Genomic DNA, 12641 nt, shown 5'->3' with positions numbered 1-12641 from the left:
ATTCCCGCGCGCCCTTCCGCGCGTCTCCGCCACGCGAGTAGGGTGGGCGCTGATCCGCCCTGGGGCGCGGCCCCTCGGGCACGGCGAAAGGATGGAAGGTCAACGTGGACAATCTCGGAGTGCTGTTCCTCTCCGAACTCGTCGGCACGGCGATGCTCGTGCTGCTCGGTTGCGGAGTCGTGGCGAACGTCGCCCTCGTGAAGACGAAGGGTTACAACGGCGGGTTCCTGTTGGTGAACATCGGCTGGGGCCTCGCGGTCTTCTCCGGCGTCGTCGTGGCCTATGCTTCGGGCGCGCACATCAACCCCGCGGTCACCCTCGGGCTCGTCGCCAACGGCGCGACCGAGTTCGGCAATCCCGCATTCGGCACCACTGTTCCGGTGGACGCGGTGTCGGTGCTCACCTTCATCGGCGCGCAGCTGATCGGCGCGATCCTCGGTGCCATCATCGTCTGGCTGGCGTACAAGCAGCACTTCGACGAGGAGCCGCAGGCCGCGAACAAGCTGGGCGTGTTCTCGACCGGTCCCGCCATCCGCTCGTACGGGTGGAACCTCGTTACCGAGATCATCGGCACCTTCGTCCTCGTCTTCGTCGTGATCGGCTTCGGCCGCAACGGCGACGCGTCAGGCCTCGCGGCGCTCGGCGCGCTGCCCGTGGCCCTGCTGGTCATCGGTATCGGCGCCTCCCTCGGTGGCCCGACCGGATACGCGATCAACCCGGCCCGCGACCTGGGTCCGCGCATCGCGCACGCCATCCTCCCGATCGCCGGCAAGGGATCGAGCGACTGGTCCTACTCGTGGGTCCCCGTCGTCGGCCCGATCATCGGCGGCGTGCTCGCCGGCTGGGCGGCGCTCGTCGCGCTCCCCATCCTGGGCTGATCACCGAGGGGCCGGTCGTCGGAACGACCGGCCCCTCGTCCGTCCGCGCGCGACGCGAACCGTCGTCCGCGGGCTGGCACATTCCACCACTGCGACAGAGAGGACGCACCGGACATGGCCGACTACATCCTGGCGATCGACCAGGGAACCACCAGCACTCGAGCGATCATCTTCGACCACAAGGGGTCGATCGTCTCGACCGGGCAGCTCGAGCACGAGCAGATCTTCCCCAGGGCCGGATGGGTCGAGCACGACCCCATGGAGATCTGGAAGAACACCCGCGAGGTGATCGGGCAGGCCCTCGGCAAGGCCGACCTGACCCGCCACGACATCGCCGCGGTCGGCATCACCAACCAGCGCGAGACGGCGGTGGTCTGGGACAGGAACACGGGTCAGCCGGTCTACAACGCGATCGTCTGGCAGGACACGCGCACGCAGCCGATCGTCGACCGCCTCGCGGCCGACGGCGGGGTCGAGCGCTTCAAGCAGGACGTCGGGTTGCCGCTCGCCACCTACTTCTCGGGCACGAAGATCGTCTGGATTCTCGAGAACGTCGAGGGCGCTCGCGAGAAGGCCGAGGCGGGCGACCTGATCTTCGGCACCACCGACTGCTGGGTGCTGTGGAACCTCACCGGCGGCGTCGACGGCGGCGTGCACGCAACGGATGTCACCAACGCGAGCCGCACGATGTTCATGGACCTGGAATCGCTCTCCTGGCGCGACGACATCCTCGAGGCGTTCGGCGTTCCGCGTTCGATGATGCCCGAGATCAAGTCCTCCTCCGAGGTCTACGGCACGGTCGAGTCGTCGAGCCTCCTCCGGGAGGTGCCGGTCGCCGGCATCCTCGGCGACCAGCAGGCCGCGACGTTCGGCCAGGCGGCGTTCGAGGCCGGCGAGTCGAAGAACACGTACGGCACGGGCAACTTCCTGATCTTCAACACGGACACCGAGATCGTCCACTCGAAGAACGGCCTGCTCACGACGCTCGGGTACAAGCTCGGCGACCAGCCGGCCCACTACGCCCTCGAGGGAGCGATCGCGGTGACCGGGTCGCTCGTGCAGTGGCTGCGCGACAACCTCGGCCTCATCTCGTCCGCCCCGGAGATCGAGGAGCTCGCGAAGTCCGTCGAGGACAACGGCGGCGCGTACTTCGTGCCGGCGTTCTCGGGGCTCTTCGCCCCGTACTGGCGTCCGGACGCACGCGGCGCGCTCGTGGGCCTGACCCGCTACGTGAACAAGGGGCACATCGCACGGGCGGCACTCGAGGCGACGGCGTTCCAGACGCGCGAGGTGCTCGACGCGGTGAACGCCGACTCGGGGGTGGAGCTCACGGAGTTGAAGGTGGACGGCGGCATGATCGCCAACAACACCCTCATGCAGTTCCAGGCCGACATTCTCGGCGTGCCCGTCGTGCGCCCGGTCGTCGCCGAGACGACCGCGCTCGGTGCGGCCTACGCCGCGGGACTCGCGACCGGCTTCTGGTCGGGCCTCGACGACCTCCGCTCCAACTGGCAGGAGGACCGCCGCTGGGAGCCGCAGATGGACGCCGACGAGCGGGACCGGCAGCTCCGGCTCTGGAAGAAGGCCGTCACGAAGACCTTCGACTGGGTCGACGACGACGTCACCTGACGCTCGGCCGATCATCGGACGGGGTCCCGCTTCGGCGGGGCCCCGTCCGCCGTCTCAACGCCGGGTGGCGGCGACCCACTCCTCGAGCTTCCGCGCTGCAGCGCCGCTGTCGATCGCGCCCTCTGCGACGGCCATCTTCTCGTGGAACCGTTCGATGATCGTCCGCTGGAACTGGCTCGGGTCATTCGCGAGCTCGAACGCGACGAGACCCGCCGCGGCGTTCAGTACGACGATGTCGCGGATCGGACCGCGCCCGCCGGCGAAGACCTCGTGCACGATGGCGGCGTTGTGCTGCGCGTCCCCTCCCTGCAGCCGGTCGATGCTCGCGCGCGGGATCCCCAGTTCACGCGGGTCGAGGTCGTGCTCCTTGACGGTCCCGCGCGAGACCTCCCAGATGTGGCTGTGCCCGGTCGTCGTGAGTTCGTCGAGCCCGTCGTCGCCGCGGAAGACCAGCGCGGTCGCGCCGCGGGTCTGGAACACGCCGACGATCAGGGGCACTCGGTCGAGGTGTGCGACGCCGACCGCGGATGCTTCGGGGCGCGCCGGGTTGCACAGAGGCCCGAGGAAGTTGAACACCGTCGGCACCCCGAGTTGGGCACGGACCGGGCCGGCATGCTTGAACCCCGGATGGAAGGCGGCGGCGAACGCGAACGTGATGCCCGCCTCGTCGAGCACCTCGGCGACGCGGTGCGCAGGCATCGTCAGGTCGATGCCGAGGGCGCCGAGCACGTCGGAGGAACCCGACGCCGAACTCGCAGCCTTGTTCCCGTGCTTGACGACCGGCACGCCGGCCGCGGCGCAGACGACGGCGGCCATCGTCGAGACGTTGACCGTTCCGAAGCGATCGCCGCCCGTGCCGACGATGTCGAGCGCCATCGCGTCGACGGGAAGCTCGACGGCGTGCTCGAGGATCGCGTCGCGGAATCCGACGATCTCATCGACGGTCTCGCCCTTCACCCGGAGGGCGATGAGGAATGCCGCCAACTGCGCGTCGGTCGCGACGCCCGTCATGACCTGCTCCATGCACCACGCGGCATCCGACACGCTGAGGTCTTCGCCCGCGAGGAGCGAGTTCAGGACATCCGGCCAGGTCTGCATGGAGGGCATGAAGTCGATCCTATCGACGCGATTCGGGGCGTTTTCACGGGAAGCGGCCAGCGGAATCGGCGGCTCGCGCGGGAAGATGTCCGACATCCGGACCCGCCCCGTCCGAAAACACGTCCGAGGATCAGCCATAATGGTGAACGTGACGAGCACCTCAATGACGTTTCAGACGAGTGCGCCTGCGATCAAGCGGCCGAACACCGTCGCGGTCGGTACCATCGTGTGGCTTGGCAGCGAAGTCATGTTCTTCGCGGGCCTGTTCGCGATCTACTTCACGCTGCGTTCGACGTCCCCGGAGCTGTGGGACTTCGAGGCAGGTCGGCTGAACGTCCCGTTCGCGCTCGTCAACACGCTGATCCTCGTCGCGTCGTCCTTCACCTGCCAGTTCGGCGTCTTCGCCGCAGAGCGCATGCAGCCCTACCGCACGAGCTGGAAGCTGCGCGACTGGGGCATGGTCGAGTGGTTCTTCGTCACCTACGTCATGGGCGCCATCTTCGTCGCCGGGCAGTCGCTCGAGTACGCCCAGCTCGTGGCCGAGGGCATCGCGCTCGACTCGAACGCATACGGGTCCGCTTTCTACCTCACCACCGGCTTCCACGCCCTGCACGTCACCGGCGGCCTGATCGCGTTCCTCCTCGTGATCGGTCGCGTGTTCGCCGTCAAGAACTTCGGTCACAAGGAGGCCACCAGCGCGATCGTCGTGTCGTACTACTGGCACTTCGTCGACGTGGTCTGGATCGGCCTCTTCCTCGTCATCTACGTCCTCAAGTAGCCCGAGCCAGGAGCGCCAACCTCGCAATGCCCGTGAACAGGAAGAGATCAATGAACCGCTCGAAGCGACGCACCGGCCGCCGGCATCCGCTCGCCACCGCCGCGCTGCTCGCGCTCGGCCTCGTGTTCACCGGAGGCGCCTACGCCGCCTTCAGCACCACGACCGCACAGGCCGAGCCCTCCCCCACGTCGCAGGAGACGATCGAGGAGGGTGGCAAGCTCTTCCAGGCCAACTGCGCCACCTGCCACGGCCTCGAGGCGCAGGGCACGAATGACGGACCGAGCCTGATCGGCGTCGGCGCGGCCGCCGTCGACTTCCAGGTGGGCACCGGCCGTATGCCGATGCAGATGCAGGGCCCCCAGGCCGAGCAGAAGCCCGTGCAGTTCACCGACGAGCAGGTCAAGCAGCTCGCGTACTACGTCGCGTCGCTCGGGCCCGGGCCCGACATCCCTGCCGACAGCCTCGTCAACGGCGGCGGCGACGCGGCCAACGGCGCCGAGCTCTTCCGCATCAACTGCGCCATGTGCCACAACGTGGCCGGCGCCGGCGGCGCCCTCACCGAGGGCAAGTTCGCACCCCCGCTGACGGATGTCTCGGGCGTGCACATCTACGAGGCGATGGTCACCGGCCCGCAGAACATGCCGGTGTTCAACGACCTGAACATCTCGCCGGAAGACAAGCGCGACATCATCACCTACCTGCAGTACGTGCAGGACAACCGTTCGCCCGGTGGCTTCGAGCTCGGCTCGCTCGGACCGGTCGCGGAGGGTCTGTTCATCTGGATCTTCGGTCTCGGCGCCATCGTCGCGATCACCGTGTGGATCACGGCGAAGTCCAACTAGGGCCCGCACCGAAGAAGCGAAGAAGGAGAACCATGGCACAGGACGACCACAGCGGCACCGAACTCGCCGCTGCCGACTCGTCGCACGCCGAGACCGTTCCCGCCGTGAAGACGGGCACCGCCCTCATCCAGTCCGACGCGTTCGAGAACCCCGGCTTCCCGCCGCACCGTCCGCGCGTCACCGATGAGGACCCGAAGAAGGAGAAGCGTGCTCAGCGCACGGTGTACACGCTCTTCTACCTGTCGATACTCGGCAGCATCTGGGCGATCGCGGCGTACATGCTCTTCCCGATGGAAGGCAACGACGTCGGCGATGTCCGCCTGAACAACCTGTTCATCGGCCTCGGCGCGGCCCTCGCGCTGCTCGGTATCGGCTTCGGTGCCGTGCACTGGGCGAAGGCGGTCATGACGGATGTCGAGATCGCCGACGAGCGCCACAAGGTCGGCGGCAACCAGGTCGCCCGCGAGGGTGCGGTCAAGGTCTTCCAGGACGCCGACCGGGAGTCCGGCTTCAGCCGCCGCGCGGTCATCCGCAACAGCCTCATCGGTGCGCTGCTCGTCTTCCCGCTGCCCGCGGTCGTCCTGTTCCGCGGCCTGGCGCCGCAAGACGAGAACCCGGTCGAACTCCTGAGCCACACGATGTGGAAGGCGGGGACGCGGCTCACGCTCGACCCGTCGGGCGTTCCGATCAAGGCCTCCGACGTCACCATCGGCAGCGCATTCCACGTGATCCCCGAGGGGCTCAGCGAACTGCACCACGGCAAGCTCGAAGAGAAGGCCAAGGCCGCGGTCCTGCTCATGCGCCTCAACCCCGACGAGCTCAATGAGCTCCCCGACCGCGCGTCGTGGTCCTACGACGGCATCGTCGCGTACTCGAAGATCTGCACGCACGTGGGTTGCCCTGTGGCCCTCTACGAGCAGCACACGCACCACCTGCTCTGCCCGTGCCACCAGTCGCAGTTCGACGTGGCGAACCACTGCGAGGTCATCTTCGGCCCGGCCGCACGGCCGCTGCCGCAGCTGCCGATCATGGTCGACGATGAGGGCTACCTCGTCGCGCAGAGCGATTTCACCGAACCCGTGGGCCCGAGCTTCTGGGAGCGTCATTGAGCACCGCAACCGCACGCGAGCCGCAGCGTCGAACCTTCACCGCGGCCGCCTCGAACTACATCGATGAACGGACGAGCGTCTCGACGTTCGTCAAGGAACTCGGTCGCAAGGCGTTCCCCGACCACTGGTCCTTCCTCCTCGGCGAGGTCGCGCTCTTCAGCTTCCTCGTCATCCTGATCACCGGTACGTTCCTGACGTTCTTCTTCCAGGCGTCGATGGCCGAGGTGGAGTACGACGGCTCGTACGTGCCGCTGAAGGGCGTCGAGATGTCCGTGGCCATGGCCTCGACGCTCGACATCTCCTTCGACCTCCGCGGCGGTCTCTTCGTCCGTCAGATGCACCACTGGGCTGCGCTCATGTTCGTGGCCGCCATCGGCCTGCACATGCTGCGCATCTTCTTCACCGGTGCGTTCCGCAAGCCGCGCGAGCTCAACTGGGTCATCGGCTTCGTCATGTTCATCCTGGCGATGGGCGAGGGCTTCACGGGCTACTCGCTCCCCGACGACCTGCTCTCGGGCAACGGCCTCCGGATCATCGACGGCATGATCAAGGGCATCCCGCTGATCGGCACCTGGACCTCCTTCCTGCTCTTCGGCGGGGAGTTCCCGGGGACCGCGATCGTCGGACGCCTCTACACGCTGCACATCCTGCTGTTGCCGGTGATCCTCCTCGCGCTGATCGCGCTCCACCTGCTGTTCGTCGTGGTCCACAAGCACACGCAGTACGCGGCACCCGGCCGCACACAGCAGAACGCGGTGGGCCCGCCCATCCTCCCGATCTACGCCGCCAAGGCCGGCGGGTTCTTCTTCCTCGTGTTCGGCGTGCTCGCGCTCATCGCGTCGCTGTTCACGATCAACCCGATCTGGAACTACGGCCCGTACGACCCGTCGCCCGTCTCCGCCGGTACCCAGCCCGACTGGTACATCGGCTTCGCGGACGGCGCACTGCGCCTCATCCCGCCGGGCTGGGAGTTCGTGCTGTTCGACCGCACGTGGTCGTTCAACATCCTGGTCCCGCTGATCGGCCTCGGCCTGTTCATCGCAACAGTGCTGATCTACCCGTTCATCGAGGCGTGGGTCACGGGCGACAAGCGGGAGCACCACATCGTCGACCGTCCCCGCAACGCGCCCACGCGCACCGCGATCGGCGCCGCCGGCGTAACCTTCTACGCCGTGCTGTGGGCCGCTGCGAGCTCCGACATCATCGCCACGCACTTCAAGCTGACGATGGAGGGCGTGATCCACTCGCTCCAGGCGCTCCTCTTCCTCGGCCCGATCGTCGCGTACTTCGTCGCGAAGCGCGTCTGCATCGCGCTGCAGAAGAAGGACCGTGAGATCGTGCTCCACGGCTACGAGTCCGGGCGCATCGTGAAGCTGCCCGGTGGCGAGTTCATCGAGGTGCACCAGCCGCTCGACGAGTACGACCGGTGGAAGCTCGTGAGCTACGAGTCGTACGAACCCCTGATGATCCGTCCCAATGCTCGGGGCAAGATCACGGTCGGCCAGCGTCTCCGCGCGGGCATGTCGCGCTGGTTCTTCGAGGACCGCATCGCCCCGGTCACCAAGGGCGAGCTCGAGGCCGCGCACCACGATCACCACTGATCGCCGCAGCAGCTGAGTTCGGGCACCGAGCCATGTCGACCGATTCGACCTGGCTCCGGTGCCCGAACTGTTCCTCCGCGCTCGACGCCGTCGATGAGCGGGTCTACGGCTGCGCGAGCGGTCATCGCTTCGATCGGTCGAAGTACGGGTACCTGACACTGCTGCCCCCCAAGGCCCCGCGCACGGTCGGTGACGATCGCGACATGCTGACGGCGCGCGCCCGGCTGCTCGAACGCCAGGTCTTCGCCCCGATCGCGGACGTGCTCAACTCGTTCGTCTCCGACGACCGAGCGACCGCCAGCGCGCCTCGTGTCGCAGATCTGGGCTGCGGCAGCGGTTACTACTCCGCTCGGCTCGTCGACTCGATCCCGTCGGCGCGGATCCTGGTCGCGGACCGCTCCCCCGACGCGGTCAGGATGGCGCTGCGCGCCGTTCCCGTCGCGACTGGCGTGGTGCTCGACATCTGGCGCCCGATTCCGGTGCGAGACGCCACGGCGGACGTGATCCTCAACGTGTTCGCTCCTCGAAATCCCGCCGAGTTCCGCCGCATCCTCCGACCGGAGGGACGCCTGATCGTGGTCGTGCCGACCGCGGCGCACCTCGGCGAGTTGCGCGTGCGGGGTGCTCTGCTCGACATCCCGCCCGAGAAGGATGCGGCGGTGTCCGATCAGCTCCGGTCTGCAGGCTTCGCTCGCCGCGCCGGGCGACGTGTGGAGTACGAGGTCGACGCGGATCCCGAACTGCGCGCACAGCTCGCAGGGATGGGTCCGTCGGCTCACCACTCGGCCGCCCTGGCCGTACCCGACGACGACGACGTCGCGAGGGTCACGGTCTCCGTCGACGTGATCACGTTCGAGGTCGCCCACCCGTCCTGAGGGCCGCAGCGGTCGACGCCGGCGCGGATCGGGCGGGTGCATACTGGGCGCATGGACGAGTGCTGCAGTCCGGGCCAGTCGCGGTACTACGAGCCCTTCGACGCACGCTTCGCGCGCCGGCTCGATCGTCGGTACCGGCGGACGGGTCTCACCGGACCAGAACGTCGCATCGCCGAGCGCATCGAGTCCGACGGCGTCGAGGGAGCGTCCGTGCTCGAGGTGGGAGGCGGCATCGGCGCCATACAGCTGGAGCTGCTCCGGCATGGTGCCTCGAACACGACGAATCTCGAGATGTCCGGCGCGTACGAAGCGACCGCGCGGGCACTTCTGGATGAAGCGGGTCTCACCGCCCGCGTCCGCCGCCTCGTCGGCGTCGACCTGGCCACCGCCGACCGCGACGTGCCGATCGCCGATCACGTCGTGCTGCACCGCGTCGTGTGCTGCTATCCGGATGCGCTCGCCCTGCTCGCCGCGTCGGCGGCGCACGCGCGTCGGACCGTCGTGTTCAGCCACCCGGCACGGACGTGGCCGAGGCGCGCGCTCGTCGGTGCGGCGAATGCCATGATGCGACTGCGCGGAATGGCCTACCGCGGCTACGTCCACTCCCCCGAGGCGATGTACGAGGCGCTGCGATCGGCGGGTTTTGCGCTCGACGGCATCGTCCGCGCAGGACCATGGCGCATCGCGACCGCCCATCGCGCATGAACGACGACGCCCCCGGTGCCGCGGCACCGGGGGCGTCGTGATGCGATCCGCGTCAGCGCGCGAAGTTTCCGCGGTAGTACTCGTACACCCATCCGACGAGGCTGACGAGCGCGGGACCGATCGCGAGGAACGAGATCCACACGCCCACTGCGAGGCCGAGGAAGGCGAGCGCCGCGGAGCCGGCGAGGAGGATCGGCCACCAGCTCCACGGGCTGAAGAAGCCGAGCTCGGCGTCACCGTCGTCGATGTTCGCGTCGAGTCGGTCCTCGGGCAGTTCCCCACCCTGCTCCTTGTGTACGCGGCCGAGGTAGAACGCGATGAAGGCGCTGAGGACGGCGCTGAGCGAGATGGCCACGAGGCCGACCCACTCGACGCCGGGCTCACGTTCGTCGATCGCAGTCCAGAAGATGTAGACCGCGGCCGAGAGGGCGAAGAAGCCGGTCAGGACCCAGAACAGGATGACATTGGCGCGCATCTACTTGACTTCCTTGGTCTCTGCGTCGATGACAGGGGCGTGCGGCGCGTCCTTGGCAGGGCCGATGCCGACCGGGATGCCCGCCTCGGGGTGGTTCAGGTCGAACGCCGGGCGCTCCGAACGGATGCGCGGGATCGACGTGAAGTTGTGCCGCGGCGGCGGGCAGCTCGTGGCCCATTCGAGCGATCCGCCGTAGCCCCAGGGGTCGTTGACCGTCACCTTGGGCGCACGCCGCGCGGTGATGTAGACGTTGAGGAAGAACGGGATCAGCGAGATCGCGAGGATGAACGCACCGATCGTCGACAGCTGGTTCATCCAGGTGATGTTGTCCTCCGGCAGGTACGAGTAGTACCGGCGCGGCATCGCGACGACGCCCAGCCAGTGCTGGATGAGGAACGTCGTGTGGAAGCCGATGAAGAGCAGCCAGAAGTGCCACTTGCCGAGCGTCTCGTTCAGCATCTTGCCCGTCCACTTCGGCCACCAGAAGTAGAAGCCGGCGAACATCGCGAAGACGACCGTTCCGAAGACCACGTAGTGGAAGTGCGCCACGACGAAGTACGTGTCGGACACGTGGAAGTCGAGCGGCGGCGAGGCGAGGATGACGCCCGTGAGTCCGCCGAACACGAACGTGATGAGGAAGCCGAGCGACCAGATCAGCGGTGTCTCGAACGTGATGGAGCCGCGCCACATCGTGCCGATCCAGTTGAAGATCTTCACGCCGGTGGGCACCGCGATGAGCATCGTCATGAGCGCGAACCATGGCAGGAGCACGGACCCGGTGACGTACATGTGGTGCGCCCACACGGTGACCGACAGCGCCGCGATCGCGATCGTCGCGTAGATCAGCGTCTTGTACCCGAAGATCGGCTTCCGGCTGAACACCGGGAAGATCTCGGACACGATGCCGAAGAACGGCAGGGCGATGATGTAGACCTCGGGATGGCCGAAGAACCAGAAGAGGTGCTGCCACAGGATCACGCCCCCGTTCTCGGGGTCGTAGATGTGTGCGTTGAACACGCGGTCGGCGGCGGCCGCGAGGAGCGCGGCGGCGAGGACCGGGAACGCCATCAGCACGAGGATCGAGGTCACCAGGGTGTTCCACGTGAAGATCGGCATGCGGAACATCGTCATGCCGGGCGCGCGCATGGTGACGATCGTGGTGATGAAGTTGACCGCGCCGAGGATCGTGCCGAAACCGGAGAGGCCGAGTCCGAGCATCCAGAGGTTGCCCCCGACGCCCGGTGAGAACGTGGTCGACGCGAGCGGTTGATACGCGAACCAGCCGAACGACGCGGCACCCTGCGGCGTGAAGAATCCGGCGACGGCCATCAGCGATCCGAAGTTGAACGCCCAGTAGGCGAACGCGTTCAGGCGCGGGAAGGCGACGTCGGGTGCCCCGATCTGGAGCGGCATCAGCACGTTCGCGAAGCCCGCGAACAGCGGGGTCGCGAACATCAGCAGCATGATCGTGCCGTGCATCGTGAACAGCTGGTTGTACTGCTCACGGGTCTGGATGACCTCGAGGCCGGGCTCGAACAGCTGCGCGCGGATGATGAGGGCCATCACGCCGCCGATGCAGAAGTAGATGAACGAGGTGATCAGGTAGAGGTACCCGATGACCTTGTGGTCGGTGGAGGTGATCCACTTGACGAGGACATTGCCCTTGCGCTCGACCTTCGCAGCGCCGAACGGCTGCGACGAGGTCCCGGGGCGAGCCGGTGCGGTCGTGGTGCTCATTCGCCTTCGTGCTCCTCATTCAGTTCGGGCGCGCCCGTGCCGGGCAGGTTCTGGTTCCGGTCGTACTCGGTGGAGAGCTGGCCCTCGTTGCCGGAGTCGCGGAGCTCCTCGATGTAGTCCTCGTATTCGGCCTGCGAGACCACCTCGACGTTGAAGAGCATGAGCGAGTGGTACTCGCCGCAGAGCTCGGCGCACTTGCCGGCGTAGGTGCCCTCACGCTCCGGGACGAACGACATGTAGTTCGTCTTGCCCGGGAACATGTCCTTCTTGTAGAGGAAGTCGACGACCCAGAACGAGTGGATCACGTCGCGCGACTCGAGCGCGATCTCGACGTTGGCGCCGACGGGGAGGACCAGCTTGGGCAGTTCGTCCTGCTTGACGGAGCCGGCGGGCCCCTCGTCGTCGAGCTGCGCCTGGATGCCGGCGCTGTACACGTCTTCGTTGACGTAGTTGAAGTCCCACGCCCACTGCTTGGCGATCGCCTCGATCTTGACGTCGACCTCGTCCTCAGCGAATCGCGCCTCGATCACCTGCTGGTCGCGCGCGGTGAAGGCGAAGAAGCCGAGCACCAGGATCAGCGGCACGACGGTGTAGAACACCTCGATCGGCATGTTGTAGCGGAGCTGCACCGGCAGGCCGGTCTGGCCCTTGCGCCGCCGGTACGCCACGACGGCCCAGATCGTGAGACCCCAGGTCACGACGCCGACCACCAGCAACACGATCCACGACGTGACCCACAGTCCGGAGACGCGCTCGGTGTGGTTCGTCACGGGCTCCTCGCCCTCGACGAAGCCGGGGAGGAATCCGTTCAGCTGAGCCTGCGTGCATCCGGCGAGGACGAGGCTGAGCGTCGCTGCGATCGGAACAGCAGCCCATCGGAGACGGCGATTGTGGCGCACCGGTGACCTTTCGGG

12 protein-coding genes are annotated in these 12641 nt (G+C 67.4%); 8 read left to right on the top strand and 4 right to left on the bottom strand.

Features of this window, described 5'->3' with window-relative positions:
• Positions 1 to 104 precede the first annotated feature (104 nt).
• Together ACIQH8_RS11050 and glpK are read left to right on the top strand one after the other, a co-directional pair.
• Positions 105 to 878 (top strand): MIP/aquaporin family protein, encoded by a 774-nt coding sequence (locus ACIQH8_RS11050; protein WP_400998434.1) that lies wholly within the window; start codon positions 105 to 107, stop codon positions 876 to 878.
• A 114-nt stretch (positions 879 to 992) separates the two neighbouring features.
• Positions 993 to 2507, top strand: coding sequence for a glycerol kinase GlpK (gene glpK / locus ACIQH8_RS11045; RefSeq protein ID WP_400998431.1), 1515 nt, complete (start codon positions 993 to 995; stop codon positions 2505 to 2507).
• A 54-nt stretch (positions 2508 to 2561) separates the two neighbouring features.
• Here the strand turns inward: glpK and trpD are convergent, their stop codons facing one another.
• Positions 2562 to 3614 (bottom strand): anthranilate phosphoribosyltransferase, encoded by a 1053-nt coding sequence (gene trpD / locus ACIQH8_RS11040; RefSeq protein WP_400998428.1) that lies wholly within the window; start codon positions 3612 to 3614, stop codon positions 2562 to 2564.
• 130 nt (positions 3615 to 3744) lie between these two features.
• Between trpD and ACIQH8_RS11035 the strand changes: the two genes are divergently transcribed.
• The 6 genes from ACIQH8_RS11035 to ACIQH8_RS11010 are packed head-to-tail and all read left to right on the top strand — an operon-like array spanning position 3745 to position 9515.
• Complete coding sequence (locus ACIQH8_RS11035) at positions 3745 to 4383, top strand: heme-copper oxidase subunit III (RefSeq protein WP_129233265.1); 639 nt, start codon at positions 3745 to 3747, stop codon at positions 4381 to 4383.
• A gap of 50 nt (positions 4384 to 4433) precedes the next feature.
• Positions 4434 to 5225: a c-type cytochrome gene (locus ACIQH8_RS11030; protein WP_155051251.1), complete on the top strand. Its 792-nt coding sequence runs from the start codon at positions 4434 to 4436 to the stop codon at positions 5223 to 5225.
• Between the two features lie 32 nt (positions 5226 to 5257).
• Positions 5258 to 6334, top strand: a complete 1077-nt coding sequence (locus tag ACIQH8_RS11025; protein WP_155051252.1) for a ubiquinol-cytochrome c reductase iron-sulfur subunit — start codon at positions 5258 to 5260, stop codon at positions 6332 to 6334.
• Positions 6331 to 7935: a cytochrome bc complex cytochrome b subunit gene (locus tag ACIQH8_RS11020; protein WP_400998425.1), complete on the top strand. Its 1605-nt coding sequence runs from the start codon at positions 6331 to 6333 to the stop codon at positions 7933 to 7935. Before ACIQH8_RS11025 ends, ACIQH8_RS11020 begins: the two co-directional genes overlap by 4 nt.
• Positions 7936 to 7967: 32 nt before the next feature.
• The gene (locus ACIQH8_RS11015) at positions 7968 to 8810 is read left to right on the top strand and encodes a putative RNA methyltransferase (RefSeq protein WP_400998423.1); all 843 of its coding nucleotides are present in this window, start codon (positions 7968 to 7970) and stop codon (positions 8808 to 8810) included.
• A 51-nt stretch (positions 8811 to 8861) separates the two neighbouring features.
• On the top strand, positions 8862 to 9515 hold the full coding sequence (locus ACIQH8_RS11010) for a methyltransferase domain-containing protein (RefSeq protein ID WP_400998419.1): 654 nt from the start codon (positions 8862 to 8864) through the stop codon (positions 9513 to 9515).
• 52 nt (positions 9516 to 9567) lie between these two features.
• On the opposite strand, the gene ACIQH8_RS11005 is transcribed toward ACIQH8_RS11010, so the two are convergent.
• From ACIQH8_RS11005 to coxB, 3 genes are read right to left on the bottom strand one after another with little or no spacing between them, the layout of a single operon-like run.
• Positions 9568 to 9990: a cytochrome c oxidase subunit 4 gene (locus ACIQH8_RS11005; protein WP_155051255.1), complete on the bottom strand. Its 423-nt coding sequence runs from the start codon at positions 9988 to 9990 to the stop codon at positions 9568 to 9570.
• Entirely contained in the window at positions 9991 to 11727 is a 1737-nt protein-coding gene (gene ctaD / locus ACIQH8_RS11000; RefSeq protein WP_400998417.1) for a cytochrome c oxidase subunit I, read from the bottom strand.
• Positions 11724 to 12626, bottom strand: a complete 903-nt coding sequence (gene coxB / locus ACIQH8_RS10995; protein WP_400998415.1) for a cytochrome c oxidase subunit II — start codon at positions 12624 to 12626, stop codon at positions 11724 to 11726. Before coxB ends, ctaD begins: the two co-directional genes overlap by 4 nt.
• Between the last annotated feature and the right edge of the window lie 15 nt (positions 12627 to 12641).

Origin of the sequence: Agromyces sp. GXQ0307 (genome assembly GCF_044769845.1) — a bacterium.
In the GTDB taxonomy this organism is placed as follows: Bacteria; Actinomycetota; Actinomycetes; order Actinomycetales; family Microbacteriaceae; genus Agromyces.
Note: the sequence above shows the minus strand (reverse complement) of the source record. Positions and strands in the feature narration are given on the sequence as shown.